This window comes from Pseudomonas sp. LS1212, assembly GCF_024741815.1.
In the GTDB taxonomy this organism is placed as follows: Bacteria; Pseudomonadota; Gammaproteobacteria; order Pseudomonadales; family Pseudomonadaceae; genus Aquipseudomonas.
Window position 1 is genome coordinate 3,563,491 of the sequence record NZ_CP102951.1, and the last position, 21,178, is coordinate 3,584,668.

Annotated in this window: 16 protein-coding genes; 9 read left to right on the forward strand and 7 right to left on the reverse strand. The window is 62.7% G+C overall.

The features are described 5' to 3' along the window. The first annotated feature begins 16 nt into the window (after positions 1–16). The 8 genes from NVV94_RS16590 to NVV94_RS16625 all read left to right on the forward strand — a co-directional run bounded on the left by NVV94_RS16590 (position 17) and on the right by NVV94_RS16625 (position 9,707). Complete coding sequence (locus NVV94_RS16590) at positions 17–1,252, forward strand: OprD family porin (RefSeq protein WP_258443472.1); 1,236 nt, start codon at positions 17–19, stop codon at positions 1,250–1,252. A 61-nt stretch (positions 1,253–1,313) separates the two neighbouring features. Continuing rightward, complete coding sequence (gene paaZ / locus NVV94_RS16595; protein ID WP_258443473.1) at positions 1,314–3,368, forward strand: phenylacetic acid degradation bifunctional protein PaaZ; 2,055 nt, start codon at positions 1,314–1,316, stop codon at positions 3,366–3,368. Positions 3,369–3,634: 266 nt separating this feature from the next. Then, positions 3,635–6,556, forward strand: a complete 2,922-nt coding sequence (locus tag NVV94_RS16600) for a monovalent cation/H+ antiporter subunit A (protein WP_258443474.1) — start codon at positions 3,635–3,637, stop codon at positions 6,554–6,556. Further along, a complete protein-coding gene (locus NVV94_RS16605) occupies positions 6,556–6,900 on the forward strand; it encodes a Na+/H+ antiporter subunit C (RefSeq protein WP_007986256.1) in 345 nt (114 codons plus the stop codon). Before NVV94_RS16600 ends, NVV94_RS16605 begins: the two co-directional genes overlap by 1 nt. Further along, a complete protein-coding gene (locus NVV94_RS16610; RefSeq protein ID WP_258443475.1) occupies positions 6,897–8,582 on the forward strand; it encodes a monovalent cation/H+ antiporter subunit D in 1,686 nt (561 codons plus the stop codon). Before NVV94_RS16605 ends, NVV94_RS16610 begins: the two co-directional genes overlap by 4 nt. Continuing rightward, positions 8,579–9,067 carry a Na+/H+ antiporter subunit E gene (locus NVV94_RS16615; protein ID WP_258443477.1) on the forward strand — a complete coding sequence of 163 codons (489 nt, stop codon included), beginning with the start codon at positions 8,579–8,581 and terminating at the stop codon, positions 9,065–9,067. Before NVV94_RS16610 ends, NVV94_RS16615 begins: the two co-directional genes overlap by 4 nt. Further along, positions 9,064–9,342, forward strand: coding sequence for a K+/H+ antiporter subunit F (locus NVV94_RS16620; protein ID WP_258443478.1), 279 nt, complete (start codon positions 9,064–9,066; stop codon positions 9,340–9,342). The genes NVV94_RS16615 and NVV94_RS16620 overlap by 4 nt, the downstream gene beginning before the upstream one ends. Then, positions 9,339–9,707 (forward strand): Na+/H+ antiporter subunit G, encoded by a 369-nt coding sequence (locus tag NVV94_RS16625; protein ID WP_258443479.1) that lies wholly within the window; start codon positions 9,339–9,341, stop codon positions 9,705–9,707. The genes NVV94_RS16620 and NVV94_RS16625 overlap by 4 nt, the downstream gene beginning before the upstream one ends. Positions 9,708–9,712: 5 nt before the next feature. Here NVV94_RS16625 and NVV94_RS16630 read toward each other — a convergent pair whose 3' ends face one another. Continuing rightward, a complete protein-coding gene (locus NVV94_RS16630; RefSeq protein WP_258443480.1) occupies positions 9,713–10,735 on the reverse strand; it encodes an ABC transporter substrate-binding protein in 1,023 nt (340 codons plus the stop codon). A gap of 126 nt (positions 10,736–10,861) precedes the next feature. Continuing rightward, complete coding sequence (locus tag NVV94_RS16635) at positions 10,862–11,308, reverse strand: hypothetical protein (RefSeq protein WP_258447726.1); 447 nt, start codon at positions 11,306–11,308, stop codon at positions 10,862–10,864. An 832-nt stretch (positions 11,309–12,140) separates the two neighbouring features. On the opposite strand from NVV94_RS16635, the gene NVV94_RS16640 reads away from it, so the two are divergent. After that, entirely contained in the window at positions 12,141–12,371 is a 231-nt protein-coding gene (locus NVV94_RS16640) for a DUF2789 domain-containing protein (protein ID WP_258443481.1), read from the forward strand. A 92-nt stretch (positions 12,372–12,463) separates the two neighbouring features. Here NVV94_RS16640 and NVV94_RS16645 read toward each other — a convergent pair whose 3' ends face one another. From NVV94_RS16645 to NVV94_RS16665, 5 genes are all read right to left on the reverse strand, one after another. Continuing rightward, complete coding sequence (locus NVV94_RS16645; protein ID WP_258443482.1) at positions 12,464–12,868, reverse strand: TraR/DksA C4-type zinc finger protein; 405 nt, start codon at positions 12,866–12,868, stop codon at positions 12,464–12,466. Positions 12,869–13,332: 464 nt separating this feature from the next. Beyond that, positions 13,333–17,949, reverse strand: a complete 4,617-nt coding sequence (locus NVV94_RS16650) for a dermonecrotic toxin domain-containing protein (RefSeq protein ID WP_258443484.1) — start codon at positions 17,947–17,949, stop codon at positions 13,333–13,335. A 103-nt stretch (positions 17,950–18,052) separates the two neighbouring features. Continuing rightward, on the reverse strand, positions 18,053–18,826 hold the full coding sequence (locus NVV94_RS16655) for an enoyl-CoA hydratase (protein WP_258443485.1): 774 nt from the start codon (positions 18,824–18,826) through the stop codon (positions 18,053–18,055). Positions 18,827–18,841: 15 nt separating this feature from the next. Next, positions 18,842–19,969, reverse strand: a complete 1,128-nt coding sequence (locus NVV94_RS16660; RefSeq protein WP_258443486.1) for an acyl-CoA dehydrogenase — start codon at positions 19,967–19,969, stop codon at positions 18,842–18,844. 8 nt (positions 19,970–19,977) lie between these two features. Beyond that, a complete protein-coding gene (locus NVV94_RS16665; RefSeq protein ID WP_258443488.1) occupies positions 19,978–21,171 on the reverse strand; it encodes an acetyl-CoA C-acyltransferase in 1,194 nt (397 codons plus the stop codon). Between the last annotated feature and the right edge of the window lie 7 nt (positions 21,172–21,178).

Here is a 21,178-nt window from a genome sequence, read left to right on the forward strand (position 1 = left end):
GTCGGGTATAAAAACAATGAACCACGCTTGTATCACACCAGCACTGCTTGCCACCTTGACCCTGCCCATGGCCGCGCCGGCCATGGCGGACTTCATCGGTGACAGCCATGCCAGACTTGAGCTGCGCAACCACTACCTCAACCGCGATTTTCGCCAGGACAACGCCCCCCAATCGAAAGCCGCCGAATGGGCCCAGGGCTTTACCGCCCGAATCGAGTCGGGCTTTACCGACGGCGCCCTGGGTTTTGGCCTGGACGCGCTGGGCGAACTGGGGGTCAAGCTCGACTCCAGCGCCGACCGGCGCGGTACTGGGCTGTTGCCCTTTGGCCGCAACAGCCTGGAGCCTGCCGACGAGTTCAGCGAGCTGGGCCTGACCGGCAAGTTGCGGGCATCCAGGAGCGTGCTGCGCCTGGGCACCCTGCAGCCGACGCTGCCGGTTGTGGTCTACAACGACACACGCTTGCTCGGCACCACCTACCAGGGCGGCCTGCTGACCAGCCAGGAGCTCGACGGCCTGACTATCAACGCCGGGCGCCTGACCAAGGCCAACCTGCGCGACTCCTCCAACCGCGACGATGTCGGTTATGGCGCGGCCAGCAGCGATCGCTTCGATTTTGCCGGCGGCACCTATGCCTTCACGCCGCAACTGAACCTGAGCTACTACTACGGCGAGCTGGATCAGATTTACCGTCAGCAATATCTTGGCCTGCTGCACACCTTGCCGCTGGCCGGCGGTTTCAGCCTGCGCAGCGACCTGCGCTACTTCGACAGCCGCGGCGACGGCGCCGAACGCGCCGGGCGCATCGACAACCGCAATCTCAACGGCATGTTCACCCTGGGCCATGGCGGGCACAAGGTCAGCGCCAGCTACCAGCAACTGTCCGGCGACAGCGCCTTCCCCTTCCTCAACGGTGGCGACCCGTATGTGGTCAACCTGGTGACCTACAACACCTACACCCGCGCCGACGAGGATTCCTGGCAGCTGCGCTACGACTATGACTTAGTAGCCCTGGGCATCCCCGGCCTGACCTTCATGACCCGCTACACCGACGGTCGCCATGCCAAGGCCGCCGGCGTCGACAACGGCCGTGAATGGGAACGCGACACCGATATCGCCTACGTCATCCAGAGCGGTCCACTCAAGAACGTCAGCCTGCGCTGGCGCAACCTGACCTTGCGCTCCGGCAATGGCTTGACCACCGCCGTCGACGAGAACCGCTTGATTCTCGGTTACACCCTGGCGCTCTGGTAACCACCCCTGCCGGCAGCGGCCCGTCCGCTACCGGCGCTTATTCCAACCCGGAGGAACCGTGATGTCTCACGCCCCTACGCTGCAAAGTTTCATCGCTGGCCGCTGGATCGGCCAACAAGGCGCCCAGGCCCTGCGCAGTGCCCTGGACGGCCATGTCCTGGCGTACTCCCATGAAGAACGCCCGGATTTCGCCGAAGCCGTCGAGCACGCCCGCACACAGGGGCTGACCGAACTCATGGCCATGGATTTCCAGCAGCGTGCAGCCCGCCTCAAGGCACTGGCCCTGTACCTGGCCGAGCGCAAGGAGCAGCTCTACGCGATTTCCCACCACAGCGGCGCGACCCGTGCCGACAGCTGGATCGACATCGAGGGCGGCAACAGCACCCTGTTCACCTACTCGGGCCTTGGCTCGCGGGAATTGCCATCGGGCAACATCGTCCATGAAGGCCCGGCCATCCCTCTGGGCAAACTGGGCAAGTTCGCCGGCAGCCATATCCTGGTGCCACGCGGTGGCCTGGCCGTGCACATCAACGCCTTCAACTTCCCGATCTGGGGCATGCTGGAGAAGTTCGCGCCGAGCTTCCTCGCCGGCATGCCGTGCATCGTCAAGCCCGCCACCGCCACCAGCTATTTGACCGAAGCGGTGGTGCGGATGATGCACGAATCCGGCCTGCTTCCGGCCGGCAGCCTGCAACTGGTGATCGGCAGCACCGGTGACCTGCTCGACCGACTGCAAGGCCAGGACGTCGTGACCTTCACCGGTTCGGCCGACACCGCGGCCAAGCTGCGGGTCAACCCCAACCTGATCCGCAACTCGGTGCCGTTCAACGCCGAAGCCGACTCGCTGAACTGCGCCATCCTCGGCCCGGACGTCACGCCGGACGATGAAGAGTTCGAGCTGTATATAAAGGAAGTGGTCCGCGAAATGACCACCAAGGCCGGGCAGAAATGCACCGCCATCCGCCGTGCCATCGTCCCGGCCAGGCATATCGACGCCGTGGCCACGCGCCTGCGCGAGCGCCTGGCCAAGGTGGTGGTGGGCGATCCGTCGATCGAGGGCGTGCGCATGGGTGCCCTGGCTTCCCATGACCAGCAAGCCGACGTCGGCGAGCGCTTGAACAGCCTGCTGCAAAGCTGCGACCAGCTGTTCGGCGCACAGGACGGCTTTGCCCCGCGCGGCGAAGGTGTCGCCGAAGGTGCGTTCTTCGCCCCGACCCTGCTGCAAGCCCGCGACCCCCACGCTGAAGGCGGCGCCCACGATATCGAAGCGTTCGGCCCGGTCAGCACCCTGATGGCCTACGACGACCTGGACGAAGCCCTGGCCCTGGCTGCACGCGGCAAGGGCAGCCTGGTCGCCAGCCTGGTCACCAGAGACCCACAGGTCGCAGCCAAGGCCATTCCGGTCGCCGCCGCCTGGCACGGCCGCCTGCTGGTGCTGGACCGCGAAGCGGCCGCCGAATCCACCGGCCATGGCTCGCCGCTGCCGCAACTCAAGCACGGCGGCCCCGGCCGCGCCGGCGGTGGCGAAGAGCTGGGCGGGCTGCGCGCGGTCAAGCATTACCTGCAACGCGCCGCCATCCAGGGCTCGCCAACCATGCTCGCAGCGATCACACGCGAACACGTGCGCGGCGCCAAGGTCATCGAAACCGAGGTGCATCCGTTCCGCCGTTACTTTGAAGACCTGCAGATCAGCGAATCCCTGTTGACCCACCGACGCACGGTCACCGAAGCCGACCTGGTCAACTTCGGCTGCCTGTCGGGCGACCACTTCTATATGCACTTCGACGAAATCGCCGCCAAGGAGTCGCAGTTTGGCAAGCGTATCGCCCACGGTTACTTCGTATTGTCGGCGGCGGCCGGCCTGTTCGTATCCCCTGCGCCCGGCCCGGTGCTGGCCAACTATGGGCTCGATACCCTGCGGTTCATCAATCCGGTGGGCATCGGTGACACCATCCAGGCGCGCCTGACCTGCAAGCGCAAGATCGACCAGGGCAAGAAGAGCCCCCAGGGCATCCCGCAAGGGGTGGTGGCGTGGGATGTCGAGGTGGCCAACCAGTTGGGTGAGTTGGTGGCCAGTTATGACATTTTGACGTTGGTGGTTAAGCGGGTGGGTTAAGTTTCCAAGTCAATATTGCCTGTCAGGGCCCTATCGCTGGCAAGCCAGCTCCCACAGGGATCAGCTGTGTTCACAAAATTTATGGCTGTGCTGATAACTTGTGGGAGCTGGCTTGCCAGCGATTCGGGCGCATAGCGCCCGCAAAAAAATGTCATAAAAAATCTGCTTGATGTAGGCGTGTTGTAGGATCTTGGCACAGCTTGTGCCTTGGTGATCGAAGGACCGACACGTATGATCTGTTACAAATTCCTGCAGATTAGAAATCTATGTCATTGATAGTTCTACTGCTTCTGCCCTTTGTCGGCAGCTGTCTTGCGGCCGTGCTGCCGCACAACGCGCGGAACAGTGAATCCCTCCTGGCCGGCCTGATCGCATTGCTCGGCACGGTTTCAGTCGCCCTGCTCTACCCGCAGATCGCCAATGGCGGGGTGATTCGCGAAGAATATTTCTGGCTGCCGAGCCTGGGCCTGAACCTGGTCCTGCGCATGGACGGCTTTGCCTGGCTGTTCTCCATGCTGGTGCTGGGCATCGGTACGCTGGTGTCGTTGTATGCGCGCTACTACATGTCGCCGGACGACCCGGTGCCGCGCTTTTTCGCCTTTTTCCTGGCCTTCATGGGCGCCATGCTCGGCCTGGTGATCTCCGGCAACCTGATCCAGATGGTGTTCTTCTGGGAACTCACCAGCCTGTTTTCCTTTCTGCTGATCGGTTACTGGCACCACCGCGCCGACGCCCGGCGTGGCGCCTACATGGCCTTGATGGTCACGGGTGCCGGCGGCTTGTGCCTGCTGGCGGGGGTATTGCTGCTTGGCCATGTGGTCGGCAGCTATGACCTGGACAAGGTGCTCGCGGCCGGCGACCTGATCCGTGCCCATGCCCTGTACCCGGTGCTGCTGCCCCTGATCCTGATCGGTGCACTGACCAAGAGCGCGCAATTCCCCTTCCACTTCTGGCTGCCCCACGCCATGGCTGCTCCGACGCCGGTCTCGGCCTATCTGCACTCGGCCACCATGGTCAAGGCCGGGGTGTTCTTGCTGGCGCGCTTGTGGCCATCGCTGTCAGGCAGTGAAGAATGGTTCTGGATAGTCGGCGGCGCCGGGGCCTGCACCCTGCTGTTGGGCGCCTATGCCGCCATGTTCCAGAACGACCTCAAGGGCTTGCTGGCCTACTCGACCATCAGCCACCTGGGCCTGATCACCCTGCTGCTGGGCCTGAACAGCCCGCTGGCGGCCGTGGCCGCGGTGTTTCACATCCTCAACCACGCCACGTTCAAGGCCTCGCTGTTCATGGCCGCCGGGATCATCGACCACGAAAGCGGCACCCGTGACATTCGCCGCCTCAGCGGGCTGATACGGCTGATTCCATTCACCGCCACCCTGGCCATGGTCGCCAGTGCCTCGATGGCGGGCGTCCCCCTGCTCAACGGCTTCCTGTCCAAAGAGATGTTCTTCGCCGAAACCGTGTTCATTTCCTCGACGGCCTGGGTCGAAGCCGCATTGCCCGTCATCGCGACCATCGCCGGGACGTTCAGCGTGGCCTACTCCCTGCGCTTCACCGTCGACGTGTTTTTCGGCCCGACGGCCACCGACCTGCCGCATACGCCCCACGAGCCACCGCGCTGGATGCGCGCACCGGTCGAGTTGCTGGTGCTGGCCTGCCTGGTGGTGGGAATGTTCCCGGCGCAGGCGGTTGGCCCGCTGCTCGCTGCCGCCGCCCTGCCGGTGGTCGGCGGTACGCTGCCGCAGTACAGCCTGGCTATCTGGCACGGCTGGAACGCACCGATGATCATGAGCCTGATCGCCATGTCCGGCGGCATCCTGTTCTACCTGTTGCTGCGCAAGCAGCTCAAGGCGGGACGCTTCGCGCATCCGCCATTCGTCCACCGCCTCGACGGCAAGCGCCTGTTCGAGCAGAGCCAGATCCTGATGATGCGCCTGGCGCGCCGGCTCGAACACAAGGTCAGCACCCACCGCCTGCAGGCGCAGTTGTTCATGCTGGTACTGATGGCCCTGCTCGCCGGCCTGCTGCCGATGCTCCCCCACGGCCTGAGCTGGGGCGACCGGCCGAAAATCCCGGGCTCGGGCGTGTTTGTCATCCTTTGGCTGATTGCCATTGCCTGCGCCCTCGGCGCCGCCTGGCAGGCGAAGTATCACCGCCTGGCCGCCCTGACCATGGTCAGCGTTTGCGGGCTGATGACCTGCATCACCTTTGTCTGGTTCTCGGCCCCCGACCTCGCCCTGACGCAACTGGTGGTCGAAGTGGTGACCACCGTGCTGATTCTGCTCGGCCTGCGCTGGCTGCCCCGGCGAATCGAAGAGGTCTCGCCATTGCCCGGCAGCATTCGCCGGGCGCGGGTTCGCCGGGTTCGCGACCTGCTGCTGTCGATCCTGGTCGGCGGCGGCATGGCGCTGCTTTCGTATGCCATGCTGACCCGTCCGACGCCCAACGACATTTCCTCGTTCTACCTCAGCCGCGCCTTGCCCGAAGGGGGTGGCAGCAACGTGGTCAATGTGATGCTGGTGGACTTCCGCGGCTTCGACACCCTGGGCGAGGTCACCGTGCTGGCCGCGGTCGCGCTGGCGGTGTTCGCCCTGCTGCGGCGCTTCCGCCCACCCAAGGAAAGCATCCAGCTGCCGGCCCAGCAACGCCTGCTGGCGCCGGACGTGGTCACCGACCTGGTCAACCCGCGCAGCGCCAGCGACACCGCGCTGGGCTTCATGATGGTCCCGGCGGTGCTGGTGCGCCTGCTGGCGCCGGTGGCCCTGGTGGTCTCGATGTACCTGTTCATGCGCGGCCACAACCAGCCGGGCGGCGGTTTCGTTGCCGGGCTGGTGATGTCGGTGGCGTTCATCCTCCAGTACATGGTGGCCGGCACCCAGTGGGTCGAAGCCCAGATGAGCCTGCGCCCGCTGCGCTGGATGGGCATGGGCCTGCTGTTCGCGACCCTGACCGGGGTCGGCGCGCTATTCTTCGGCTACCCCTTCCTGACCACCCATACCGCACACCTGCACCTGCCGCTGCTGGGCGATTTCCACATCGCCAGCGCATTGTTCTTCGACATTGGCGTGTTCACGGTGGTGGTCGGCTCGACCCTGCTGATTCTCACCGCGCTGGCGCACCAGTCGGTGCGCAGTCATCGGCCGAGCAGCGTAGCCAAATCCATTGCACCCCAAGGAGCCATTGCCTGATGGAAGAAGTCATCGCAATTGCCATTGGCGTCCTGGCGGCTTCGGGCGTCTGGTTGATCCTGCGGCCACGGACCTTTCAGGTGGTCATGGGCCTGTGCCTGCTGTCCTACGGCGTCAACCTGTTCATCTTCAGCATGGGCAGCCTGTTCATCGGCAAGGAGCCAATCATCAAGGACGGCGTGCCGCAAGACCTGCTGCACTACACCGACCCGCTGCCCCAGGCCTTGGTACTCACGGCGATTGTCATCAGCTTCGCCATGACCGCCCTGTTCCTGGTGGTGTTGCTGGCCTCGCGCGGCCTGACCGGGACCGACCACGTGGATGGCCGGGAGCCTAAAGAATGAGCTGGATGCCGAACCTGATCATCGCGCCCATCCTGCTGCCCCTGCTGACGGCGTCGCTGATGCTGCTGCTCGGCGAGAAGCACCGCCCGCTCAAGGCACGCATCAACCTGACCTCCAGCCTGCTCGGGCTGGGCATCTCGATTCTGTTGCTGCTGTGGGTCCAGGAGCAGGGCCAGGCCAGCTCCATCGGTGTGTACCTGCCGGGCAACTGGCCTGCGCCGTTCGGCATCGTGCTGGTGGTCGATCGTCTGGCGGCGTTGATGCTGGTGCTGACCGGCATCGTCGGTGTCAGCGCCCTGCTGTTCGCCATGGCGCGCTGGGACCGGGCCGGGGCCAGCTTTCATGCCTTGTTCCAGATCCAGCTGATGGGCCTGTACGGCGCCTTCCTGACGGCGGACCTGTTTAACCTCTTCGTCTTCTTCGAAGTACTGCTGGCTGCGTCCTATGGCCTGATCCTGCATGGTTCGGGCCGCGCCCGGGTCTCGGCGGGGCTGCACTATATCGCGATAAACCTGCTGGCCTCTTCGCTGTTTCTGATCGGCGCGGCGATGATCTACGGCGTGACCGGCACCCTGAACATGGCCGACCTGGCCCTGAAGATCCCGCTGGTACCGGAGGCCGATCGCGGCCTGCTGCATGCCGGCGCTGCGATTCTGGCCACGGCGTTCCTGGCCAAGGCCGGCATGTGGCCGCTGAACTTCTGGCTGGTGCCGGCCTACAGTTCGGCCAGCGCACCGGTGGCGGCCATGTTCGCAATCATGACCAAGGTCGGCGTCTATACCCTGTTGCGCCTGTGGACCCTGCTGTTTTCCGACCAGGCCGGCGCCTCGGCCTTCTTCGGCGGCGACTGGCTGATCTACGGAGGGCTGGCGACCATCGCCTGCGCGGCGCTGTCAATCATCAAGGCCCAGCGCCTGGAGCGCATGGCCAGCCTGAGCATCCTGGTATCGGCCGGCATCCTGCTGGCCGCCATCGGCTTCGGCCAGGCCGCGCTGACGGCCGGTGCACTGTTCTACCTGGTCAGCTCGACCCTGGCCCTGTGCGCCTTGTTCCTGCTTGCCGAGCTGATCGAGCGCTCGCGCTCGGTGAACGAACTGCCGTTGGACGACGACACCGATCTACTGCCACCACCGCTCGAATCCTTGCACCCACCCAGGGGCATCAACCTGGACGATGAACAGAAGGCCGTGGTCGGCCAGGTGATTCCCTGGACCATGGCGTTCCTGGGCCTGAGCTTCATCGCCTGCGCCCTGCTGATCGTCGGCATGCCGCCCTTGTCGGGTTTCATCGGCAAGCTGAGCCTGATCAGCGCGCTGTTCAACCCGCAAGGGCTTGGCATCACGCCCCGGCAGCCACTTTCACTGGCGGGCTGGCTGCTGGTGACACTGCTGATCCTGTCCGGGCTTGCGTCCTTGTTCGCCATGGCCCGGGTCGGTATCCAGCGCTTCTGGACTCCGCAGGACCGGCCCTCGCCGCTGCTGCGTCGCTACGAGTGCGTGCCTATCGTTGCCCTGATCGGCCTCTGCGTGCTGCTGACCGTGCGCGCCGAGCCGCTGCTGCGCTATACCAACGACACCGCCGCCGGTCTCGCCGACCCGCAACAATACGTCAGCGCTGTGCTGGGCACTCGCCCGGTGCCCGGCCCCGTCGCCCATCAGGCCGGTGTGGAGGTGCAACCATGAGGCGTCTGTTTCCAGCACCCTGGCTGTCGCTGGCATTGTGGGGATTGTGGTTGCTGTTGAACCTGTCGCTGAGCCCGGGCAACCTGCTGCTCGGCGCCGTCCTTGGCGTGCTCGCCCCTGTTTTGATGGCGCCGTTGCGGCCCCTGCCGGTTCGCCTGCGCCACCCTGGCGTGATCGTTCGCCTGGTCCTGCGCGTCGGCATGGACGTACTGGTGTCCAATCTGCAAGTCGCCCGCGCCGTCTGGACTGCCAGGCGGCGGCCGCCGCACTCGGCGTTCGTCAAGATCCCGCTGGACTTGCGCAATGCCAACGGGCTGGCAGCGCTGTCGATGATCACCACAGTGATTCCCGGCACAGTCTGGTCGGAACTGGCCCTGGATCGCAGCATCCTGCTGATGCATGTCTTCGACCTGGTCGATGAGGCGCAGTTTATCGAACACTTCAAGACCACCTACGAACGCCCGCTGATGGAGATCTTCGAATGAGTGGCCTGCTCGCCAACACCATCGTGCTCAGCCTGTTCATTTTCGCCGTGGCCATGCTCATGACCCTGATCCGCCTGTTCAAGGGCCCCTCGGCCCAGGACCGGGTACTGGCCCTGGACTATCTGTACATCCTGGCGATGTTGGTGATGCTGGTACTGGGCATTCGCTATGCCAGTGATACCTACTTCGAAGCCGCCTTGCTGATTGCCCTGTTCGGTTTCGTCGGCTCCTTCGCCCTGGCGAAGTTCCTGTTGCGTGGCGAGGTGATCGAATGACCGAGTACATTGAACTGCCGTTCTGGGTCGAACTGCTCACCGCCGCCCTGCTGCTGAGCAGCAGCCTGTTCGCCCTCACCGGCGCGCTGGGCCTGTGGCGCATGAAAGACTTCTTCCAGCGCATGCACCCGCCCGCCCTGGCCTCGACCCTGGGCGCCTGGTGCGTGGCACTGGCATCGATTGTGTATTTTTCGGTGCTCAAGGAGGGGCCGGTGCTGCATGCCTGGCTGATCCCGATTCTGCTGTCGATCACCATGCCGGTGACCACACTGCTGCTGGCGCGGGCGGCCTTGTTTCGCAAGCGCATGGCCGGTGACCCGGTACCGGCCGAAGTCAGCAGCCGCCGCAGCGACAGCGGCAGCTAGGGCGGCTATTTCAGGCTGGCACTCACGCGTGCGGCGATGTCCTCGGGCAACCAGGGCTGCCAGATGTCCGGATGCGCCTTGAGGAAGTCTTCGCTGGCCTGGCGCGGGTCCTGATGTTTCTCGCTCATCTGCGCCAGGGCCTTGTTCAGCGGTTCGATCGGGATATCGACCCTGGCGAAGAATGCCGCGACCTCGGGATACTGCTTCTGAAACGGCGTCGAGACGCCGATCGACAGTTTGGACGGCAGCGATCGGGTCGGCTGGGGATTGGGATTGGCAGGGTCGGTCAGGGTTTCCCAGGCCTTGGCATCGAACGGCGGCTCCTCGAGCTGGATCAACTTGTGCTTGCCCAGCAAAGGTGTCGGTGACCAGTAATAGAACAACACCGGCTTGCCGCGCTGGATCGAAGAGTTGATCTCGGCATCCAGGGCTGCGCCCGAGCCGCTGCGAAAATTCACGTAGCTGTCGCTCAGGCCATAAGCCTTGAGTTTCTGCGCGTTGACGATTTCCGAGGTCCAGCCGATCGGGCTGTTGAGAAAGCGACCCTTGCCGGGGGCTTCGGGATCCTTGAAGACCTCCTTGTAGCGCGGCAGGTCGCTGACGCTGCGCAGCTCCGGGGCCAGCGGCTCGATCCCGCGGGCCGGATCGCCCTTGACCACGTACTCCGGCACCCACCAGCCCTCGGTAGCGCCCTTGACCGTATCGCCGAGGCTGACCACCTTGCCCTCGGCTTCGGCCTTGACCCAGACCGGACTGCGCCCGGCCCATTCTTCGCCGATCACCTGGATGTCATTCTTGGCCAGTGCCGTTTCCAGGGTGATCGTGGTGCCTGGCAGCATGTCGGTGGGTAACCCGTACCCCTTCTCGACGATGTGGCGCAGGATGCCGGTAATCAGGCTGCCGCTTTCCCAGTTCAGGTCGGCAAAATGAATGGGCGCCTCGGCGGCCTGCAACGGGGCAGTCGCAGTGGCCAATGTCAGGCTCAGGCCGGTCAGGGCGCTGGCCAACAGCGCGCGTATTGCTCGCATGCTCGTGTACCTCGAATGGCGTCAGGGCTGCCGACCTCGTACTGGCATATCTTCAGTCAACTGACTGTAGCCGAGGTTCCTTCATTCGAGTGGTAGCGGTATCGAATCGCTTGCAAGCCCGGAAGATTACTCGCTGGCCTTGAAGGTCAACTCACCCTTGCGCCATTTGGCGGCCTTGGCGGTGACGGCTTTCAACGTCTTGGTCAGCCCTTCCTGCAATTGATGGTTGGCCGCGAAGACCAGCACCACGCTATGCCCTTCCTTGAACAGGATGCCATGCCCGTCTGCAGTAGTGACGAAGGCATAGTCGCCCAGGCCATAGACCGTCAACTTGATCTCGCGAAACTTGATTTCCATCTTGCCGCCTTCGCGGCTTGGCAACACAGCGGCGCGGAAGTGGTCACCGACTTTCAACTCCAGACGCGGCTTGTCGTCGACTACCAGCGCGGCCTCGGTATCGATTTCGGCCATGTAGATGCCTTCGGCACTTTGTTCCGTGACATATACAAAACGCGATTGAAACTGTTTGACCAGTTTGGCCCTAAGATCGCCCAGCACGAACAAGGCGTGCATATCGAGATTACTGACTGCCAATGAAAAATCCTCAATACAGAAAAATAACTGCCCCAGGCAACCCGGGCAGCAACTAAGAACAAACCCGCACGCTGACGACCGCTGAAAAAAACGGCTGTGCGAAGCAAACCTCACGACCCCGACGGCCTGGCCGGAACGAACACGGACAGGCACCGATGTATGACGGGCACCTCAATTCGGAGTCAGCTGAGACTAGTGGACATGAACACGCCAAGTCACGACCGACAGGCATCCAGCCTTGAGGGAAAACACGCATTCCTTTGTCGGCGAACGCCATACGAAGGAAATTCGGCAGAAGTCGTCATTGATCGTCGATTTTTCTGACAGCAAAACAGCATGAAAAATGCGATAGCTGAACGAATGGTTCCGGACTGGCCGATCAACCTTGACACCTGCCGCCCATAGCCGGGGGGCACACTCTATACTGCCAACTTGCACGTAAGGAAACGAATATGCACGAAAACACAGAAACCCGTCGAGCCCCTATCGCGAATGCCACTTCGCCACAGGTCGGATTCAATAGCGCACTTTACCCGCTGCTGGCTGATCGGGGCCAGACACTCCTGCCACGTTTCAAAGTCGTCCCGGCAGGTGTAGGCTTTTTTCACATCACTGACCAGGCCACCGGTCGGGTCAAGGGTTTTCGACGCAATCACGACGATGCCTGCGCCCTGGCGCGCAGACTTGAATACTGTAATTGATGCGTGAGTGCGCATCAAAGGGCGATGCAGAAGCGAACTCCGGTCCGCTTCCTGCCTCAGATACTGTACGACATTCAATCGCCGGCAGCCTGTGCTGCCAAGGAGCTGATATGGAACTGCAGACCCCAACCCTGAGCATGCTGTTCGAGCAACTGGGCCTTGCGTCGGATCAGGCCAGCATCGACGAGTTCATTGCCCAGCATCGTCTGGACAAGAACGTAAAGCTCTCCGAGGCGCCCTTCTGGACAGAGCAACAAAAAAAATTCCTGAAGGAGGAGCTCATCAACGACGCCGAATGGGCTGAAGTCTTCGATGAACTGAACGAAGCCCTGCATCCGTAATCAGACGGCCAGGCGCGGCGGCCCTGGTGGCTCGGCACAAACGCAAAAAGGCCCGGAGGTAAACCTCAGGGCCTTGCTCGACACAGCGCAGGTCAGGCCTGGCGCTGGTGCTTGTCGATCTGCTCGTGACGCTCTTGCGCTTCGATGCAGTACTTGGTGGTCGGGCTGATCAGCAGGCGCTTGAGGCCGATTGGCTCGCCGCTGTCATCGCACCAGCCGAAGCTGTCATCGGCAATACGGCCCAGGGCCTGTTCCAGCTGCGGCAGCAGGCGCTGATCGCGATCGATCACATTGACCAGCCAGTGGCGCTCTTCTTCAACCGATGCGGCGTCGGCAGGATCGGCAGGCGTGTCCAGGCTTTCGATGGCTACACGGCTTTGCTCGATACGCTCCTGGGTTTCGATCTTCATGGCCTTCAACAGCTCGGTGAAGAAAGCCAGTTGCTCAGCATTCATGTAGTCATCGGCCGGCATCGCCAGCAACTTTTCCTTTGTCATTGATTTCTCTATAAAAAATACGTGCATCTAAGGCGAATCGGCTGCGCCTCGCGATCATCTCGCCAGGCGCGGAATTCTTCAAGCACCATCCGGCACTCAATTTACAGGGGGCGGCAGTCTAAGGCCGACTTTGATACGCAGCAACTGAAAAGACAGGGATTTTGTCGGACAAATCCCCGCAAAGGCTCTAAAGCAGGTAATAAAGCGCTGCTGGGGCATATGTAACAATGCGTTTTGGCCAGGTTGACCCAGAACATGTTGTGCAACAACGGCAGGGAGAACCCCACGCAGAGCGTCACTGTTAAAAATGAAGGAGGAGCTTTTTATCCCTTGCTCTGCCTGTGATTGAGCCCTGATCTTCTGACTCGATATTGTGGGCAGGATCTGCCCACAAATCCCTGCGCTCGGTTTTTTGGGGGGACTGCCGCACTGGCAGGCAAGGTCATCAGCAGCCTGGCCCTGATTCAGCTGGCCGGCTCAATGAACAATGCCCGAGCCTGCGCCGTGTCGATCTGGCTACGATAGACGGAAATCACCGTTCGGTTATCACGCCCCTGCACTTGTTGGCCGCCGTCGAATCGCTGCGCCACGGTTTTCAGGTGCGCCGCCGTGAAGTTCATGGCCTGGGCGTCGATCGCCGGGTAGTGAAAGTGGGCATACCACAGCGGCTTGCCGGCCTTGTCCTTGATCACATACTCCTGCAGGTAATCCTGCGGCTTGCCCTTTTGACGCGCCGTGGCCGTGCGCTCGGCGACGCTGGCGATGGTCACCTCACCCTGCCCCTTGAGGTAGTCGATGCGGCTGGCGGTGGGCGGTTGTGCCTTGATGATGGCGATACGCAGGCGCCGGCCCTCCTCTCGCATTTCCGCGGCCTTGTCAGTTAGCGCCTTGGCCTGCAGGGCAGCATCGCCCCCGGGAGTTGCCTTGTCGGTAGCGTTGGTGCGGGTCAGCGCTCCCTCGATCTGCTGGACCATTTCATCCAGTGGCCGGGCCTGCAGCGTCAAAATTTCCTCCATTTCCACCGGTATGTTCGCGGTGCGTGCCTGCGCTCGCGCCGTTTGAATCTGCTGATCGGCGTCTGTCAGCAGCCTTATGGAGCGCTCGAGCAATGCCTTGAGACTCAAGGAGGTGTCGGCGGCGATGGTCCTGGGCGCCTGCGCGACCGGCTCCCAGACAGAATCACTGGGGTTTTCTTCGAAACGCGCCAGATCCTGGCCTTCAATCGGATCGACCACCACGACCATATCGCCCTGGCCGCTTTCGGCCCGACCGCGCCGCTGGCCGATCACCATGCCCCGATTGCGGGTTTTGATCAGAGTTTGCGTGCGGTTGGCAGGTAGCACGCTACTGGAGTGCTGCGGCAGTCCACGAATATGCCTGGCCAGTTCCGCTTCCGTTTCGCTGCGTATTTTGGCCAGGACCTGGGCCAGGTGCTGATACAAGGGCCGGCTTTTGGCATCCTGGGCAAACCGCTTGTAGTTCTCCAGACCCTCCTGGGCAATGGTGAGTCTACGCAGGCTGCTGTCCAGGATTTGCACGCGCTCACGTTCAGTGAACTCCGGGTTCTGCTCCAGTGCCACTTCCATTTGCAGGCCCAGCCGAGCCGATTCGATAACGCTGACCAATGCCGGCGCTGACCGCCCCCCAGTGCCATGAAGCAACAACGCGCCGTACAGATGAATTTCCGTCGAACGCCAGGCCTTCAGCGGCGGTTCGCGGTGCTGCAACGCCTCGACCTTTGCAGCCAGATCGGCCCCCAGCGGCGGGGTCTGGCGCAACTCCCGGGTGAGGGCGAGCATTGTTTCGAACCGGACAATCAATTCATCGACCATACCTCTGGCACGCTCGAAGGCCTCGAAAAAGCGTTTGTACTGATCGTTACCTGGATTGGTGACCAACTCCCTTATGCGATCCTCGCCTTCTGGGCTGGCAAGCGTCTTGATTTCTTTTTTCACATCCAGGTAATCGCAGCGCAATGCATAGTTCAGTTGGACCAGAGCGCTTGCCCGATCAGCCAGGTAGCGGGCGTGGACTTTCTTGAAGTCCGCTTGCGACTTGAGCGCGTTCAAGGCCTTGTAGTTTTCGTGCGCCTGGGTCATGGCAGCATAGTGCGCGCGCAAATCGCTGCCAAAACGCGCCATCAGATCGGCGGCGGGGTCGTTGCCCTGGGCGACGATCTCATCGAGCTCGCGGCGTATGCTCAGCGTCATTTCCAGGCGCTGTGGCAAATACGCCTGTAACGCGGCCTCCAGGTTCTGTACCCGCTGTTGATTGGCCTGGCGCATTTCAGCGATGCGCCGCCCCAGGGGCATGCCGCCGCGCAGCTTCAGGTCCAGATCAAACTGCCAAAGGCCATTGCCCGAGCGCTTGAGCCAGGGCCCCGGATGCTCGGGATCGTTGCTGTCGACAACCCGCACCGCCGCTCCGTCGAAACCAACCCGGTACACCGCATCGTCGATGACCGTCCACAGTTGTTGCTCGTGCAAATACAGCCCCTGCAAGCTGCCATGGAGCACCGGTTGGCCTAGCTCGGCTGCGGGCCGTTCTACCTTGAAGCGGTTCAGGACCACGCGTTGCGCTGCGCTCAGGTGATTGCGCGGGTTGGCCCAGCTGAAATTCAGGTTCGCCAGTGCAAGTCCCGACGGTGAGGTTATTGGCTGCTCGATAACCTGGACCCCTTTGGGTACGTGTGCGGTCTGGGGCTGCGATGGCCTTGCCTGGCCGATCTTCGGCAGGTCGGACTCGGCGTTGATGATGAACATGATCAGCGTCAGGTTGAACAGCAGCTCGGCAAGATCATTGGTCGCCGAGGCTTCATCGCCCCGAGATGACTGCAAGGTGCTCTGCAACTGGTCAAACAGTTGCAGCATCCAGCCGGAGGTTGCGACCGGCCCACTGAACAGCGGCAACAGCATATTGAACATCAGCCATCCCAACTCCTTATAGGATATCCAGCGATTCTCGCTGTTGGACACCGATTGCGCCTGGGCCCGTGCAACCAGCTCGCGGGCGCTGCAGGTATAGATAGCGTGCAGCAGGTCACCTTGCACCTGTGCTGTATCGAGTTGGGCCGGCGGTGGTATCCGGATGGGCGCGAACTCCGCGCCCAGGCCGAAGCGCACGGTATGCGGCTGCAGAAAGCCGCCGCGCGCATACACCGGCCGTACGCCTTCCTCAAGACTGTCAAGCAGATCGTTCTGTAAAACACCGGGTTCGCTGAGCGCTTCGAACAATGCCTGGCGCGAGCCGAATTCGCGCAACGACTGGCGATGCAAGGGCCGGTAAAGGATACAAGGACCCTGATGGGTGTCGCGCGGTTCGATCAAGTAGACGTTGCGGGCCACATCGGCCACGGCGTCAGGCTGGCGTTTGAAGGCCAACGGCCTCAAGACGCTCTGATCGCTGATGGGCGGGCCCTGAGTGGGACTCATAAACAGCGAAGAGACCATTCTGACGCCCTGGGCGCTGATGCCCTCAATCCCCTGCAAGTGTTTTTCCAGTGCCAGCAAGGGCAACTGCAGGCGCAGCTGCGCAGCGAACACCTTTTCCCGCCGCAGGGCCTGCGCCGGATCATCGAGCAGGTTCCGCTGGAGCAGGTCGGGATACACCCGGCCGATATCCAGGCGCGTGATCAGGGTCTTGACATAGTCCTCTGTCAGCCAGCCCGGCAGCGGCTGACCGTCGCGGCGTCTAAGCGTGATACTGCCGGCCCGCAGCGCATTGAGATTTTCCAGGGCCAATTGCGGCAATGTAAACACAATGTTTTCGACCGTGCCCTGGGTGGCTATCTGGCCGCCGGTAGCCACCGCTGCCGCTGTCACCTTGCCGTTGACGATCTCAATCGTACCGACGTCCAGTGGCTCTGCCTGTGGGTGATCCTGCGCTATCGCCGCCTGCAAAGCCTGGGAGGCGTAGTCGGAAATCAAAGGGATGCCCTCCAGAAACGAGGCAGTGTCGGGCTGGTTTTGCAGCATTGCCAGCTTCAGCAACCCATCGGTGTAAAGCCGGCTGTTTTCACTGCTGGCCCCCAGCAACCACTGCGGCATCAAGTTCTGGATCTGCAAGAGCTTCTGGCGCTCCGACAAGCTGCAGATGTCAAGCATCGACGTCGCCTGGTCGACCTGCGCCACCAGATCCAGCGGCACCGATGGGGCCGCCGCTGCAGCATCGATCAGGCGCAACTGCTGCTCGAACAGCATCAGCGCCTGGGCCTCGAATATCGAATTGCTCGGCTCATACAGATTCAGTTCGAACGTGCTGAGCTGTTGTTTGGCAGTCCAGGCATTGGCCAGTGCGCTGACGAGCGCCTGGCGCGAATCGAAGCGAGACACGCCACCGGCCAGGGTGAACAGCAGCACCACATCACGCTGCTGCTCCGTTATGTGTCGCTCGATCAGCACGGCACTGGACAGTTCCGGGTCCAGCCGCTGGCTGGCCATCAGATCCATGTTCAGCACAAACACCCGGATGTTCGCCAGATTCGAAGCGTGCCGGCGTTGCTCGGCAGAGGGGTAAAGCGCGACGACATGGGCTGTCGCCGCCTCCAGCATATCCAGTTCGCCGGCTCGGTAGGCCAACTCTCCCGCAGCCTGCAATTGCCCGCGCAAGTGCTCGGCAAACCACTGCCAGCGGCCACTGTCATTGGCTGGGCCATCGGACCAGAACGTCGCCAGTTGCTGCTTGTACTGCTCGATCAACAATGGGCCGGATTCGTTGAGTAGTTCCTCCAGGGCATGCAGGTCGACGTCTACCGCCTGAGGATATTCGGCACCGCCCTCAAGTGTCAGGAAATCCTGCCCGGCGCTGAGATTGAGCGTCGCGCCCTGACAGAATCGCTCGATCAGGGCCTGCGCCAGGCTGGTCAGGCGGCAGCCGTCGCTGGGCGTGGCCGAAAACGGCCGGACCAGCGTCAACTGCAAGGGATCGAGGTGCTCGGCGATTTTGCGCTCGCGCCATTGCTCGATGACCATCTGCCAGGCGGTCGATTGCAACGAGGGGCGCAAGGCAAACGCCTGCCCTGCGCTGCCACACAGTGATGCGCCGAGGGCCAGCTGGCTGAGCGGAAAAGTAGATGAATTCATGCAGTGTTTCCTGAGGGTTACAAAAGAACCATCAGACGCCTGAATCCACTACAGCAGGCGGTAACCTTGTATCTCGCCGCAGTACCTCAATTGCACGACGCGCTCAAAGCCCCTTGAACTGTGCCTCCCGCTTGGCAACAAAGGCAGCCATCCCTTCCTTCTGGTCCTGGGTGGCAAACGCCGCATGGAACACCCTGCGCTCGAAACGCACGCCTTCGGACAGGCTCACTTCAAAGGCGCGGTTGACGCTTTCCTTGACCATCATCGCCACGGGCAGGGACTTGCTGGCGATTTTCGCCGCCACGGCGAGGGCTTCTTCGAGCAGTTTTTCCTGAGGCACGATACGCGCCACCAGGCCAGCCCGCTCGGCTTCTTCGGCATCCATCAGGCGGCCGGTCAGGCACAGCTCCATGGACTTGGCCTTGCCCACCGCACGGGTCAGGCGCTGGGTGCCGCCCATGCCCGGCAGCACGCCGAGGTTGATTTCTGGCTGGCCGAAGCGGGCGTTGTCCGCCGCCAGGATGAAGTCGCACATCAGTGCCAGTTCGCAGCCGCCACCCAGGGCGAAGCCGGAGACCGCAGCGATGATGGGCTTACGTCGGTTGGCGACCCGGTCGCTGTCGCTGAACAGGTCGTCCAGGTAGATCTGCGGGTAGGTCAGCTCGGCCATCTCCTTGATGTCGGCACCGGCCGCGAAGGCCTTGGCCGAGCCCGTCAGGACGATACAGCCGATATTGCTGTCGGCTTCCAGGGTATCGAGTGCCTGGTTCAGTTCGCCGATCAACTGCGCGTTCAGGGCGTTGAGCGCCTGTGGGCGGTTGAGGGTGATCAGGCCGACCCGGTCGCGCACTTCCAACAAAATGGTTTCAAACGTCATCGAAACAGCCTCTCTTCAAAGATTGCGCGCAATGACCATGCGCTGAATATCGCTGGTGCCTTCGTAAATCTGGCAGACGCGCACATCGCGGTAGATGCGCTCCAGCGGGAAATCGCTGAGGTAGCCATAGCCACCCAGTGTCTGCAAGGCCGAGGAACAGACCTTTTCGGCCATTTCCGAGGCGAACAGCTTGGCCATCGACGCTTCCACCAGCGCGGGCTTGCCGCTGTCGCGCAGGGCCGCCGCATAATGCACCATCTGCCGCGCCACGGCGATGGAAGTTGCCATGTCGGCCAGGCGGAACGCTACGGCCTGGTGCTCGATAATCGCCTTGCCGAAGCTTTCCCGCTCGCGGGCGTAGTCACGTGCTACTTCGAACGCGGCGCGGGCCATGCCCACCGACTGGGCGGCGATGCCGATGCGCCCGCCCTCCAGGTTGGCCAGGGCGATCTTGTAGCCTTCACCCTCCTCGCCCAGTCGATTGGCCACGGGCAGGCGCAGGTCTTCGAACAGGATCTGGCAGGTATCGCTGGCATGCTGGCCGAGTTTGTCTTCGACCCGAGCGACCCGGTAGCCGGGCGAATCGGTGGGCACGATGAAGGCGCTGATGCCGCGCTTGCCCGCTGCCGGGTCGGTGACCGCGAACACGATCACCACCCCGGCGTTCTGCCCCGAGGTGATGAACTGTTTGCAACCATTGAGGATGTAATGGTCACCGTCGCGGCGGGCGCGGGTTTTCAAGCTGCTGGCATCGGACCCGGCCTGGGGCTCGGTCAGGGCGAAGGCACCGAGCATGCTGCCACTGGCCAACGGCTGCAGGAATTGCTCCTTCTGCTGGTCGTTGCCGAATTTCAGGATCGGCACGCAACCGACCGAGTTGTGTACGCTCATGATGGTCGAGCAGGCACCATCGCCGGCAGCGATTTCTTCCAGGGCCATGGCGTAGGCCTGGTAACCTGTGTCGCAACCGCCCCACTGCTCCGGCACCAGCATGCCGAAGAAGCCCAGGTCGGCCATTTCGGCGATCGCTTCACGCGGGAACAGGTGCTCGCGGTCCCATTTCTCGGCGAAGGGGCGCAGACGCTCCTGGGCGAACTGGCGGGCCGCTTCGCTGATTTGCAGTTGTTCGTCATTGGCTAGCATGGGACACCTCAGTACAGGCACTCGACGGCCATGGCGGTGGCTTCACCGCCACCGATACAAATGGCCGCCACGCCACGCTTCAAGCCTTTCTGGCGCAGGGCCGAGAGCAGCGTCACCAGAATCCGCGCACCCGAGGCGCCAATCGGATGGCCCAGGGCGCAGGCACCGCCGTGGATGTTGACCTTTTCAAAGGGCAGTTCCAGCTTGCTCATGGTCACCAGACTGACCACGGCGAAGGCTTCATTGATCTCGAACAGGTCAACCTCGTCCAGGTGCCAGCCGGTGCGCTTGATCAATTTCTCGATGGCGCCGACCGGTGCCACCGGAAACAGCCCGGGGGTATCGGCGAAGGCCGCGTGACCATGAATGACGGCCAATGGCTTGAGGCCGCGCTTCTTGGCCTCGGAACGGCGCATCAGCACCAGCGCGGCAGCACCGTCGGAGATGGAGCTGGAATTGGCCGCCGTCACCGTCCCGCCTTCACGAAACGCTGGTTTGAGCTTGGCGATCTTGTCCAGGCTGGCCTTGGGCGGCTGCTCGTCGTCGCTGATGAGGTGCGTTTCCTTGCCGACTGTGACTTGCACCGGGACGATCTCGGCGGCGAAGCTGCCGTCCTTGATCGCGTGCTGGGCGCGGGTCAGCGAGGCAATCGCAAAGTCGTCCTGAACCTGGCGGGTAAAGCCGTTGGCCTGGGCGCAATCTTCGGCGAAGGTACCCATCAGGCGGCCCTTGTCGTAGGCATCCTCCAGGCCGTCGAGGAACATGTGGTCGATCACCTTGCCGTGGCCCATGCGGTAGCCACTGCGGGCGCGGTCGAGCAGGTACGGCGCGTTGGACATGCTCTCCATGCCGCCGGCCACAACTACATCGGCGCTGCCGGCCAGCAGCAAGTCGTGGGCCATGATCGTTGCTTGCATGCCCGAGCCGCACATCTTGTTCAGGGTGGTGCAGGTAGTGGACTTGTTCAAACCGGCGCCGAGCGCGGCCTGGCGCGCGGGGGCCTGGCCGAGCCCGGCCGGCAACACGCAACCGAACAGCACTTGCTCGACGCTGCCGGCGTCGACACTGGCGCGTTCAACCGCCGCACGGATGGCCGCGGCGCCCAGTTGCGGTGCAGTGAGGCTTTTGAGGGCGCCCTGGAAGCCGCCCATAGGGGTACGCACGGCGCTGACGATGACAACTGGATCGTTGATGAGAGTCATGACGAAT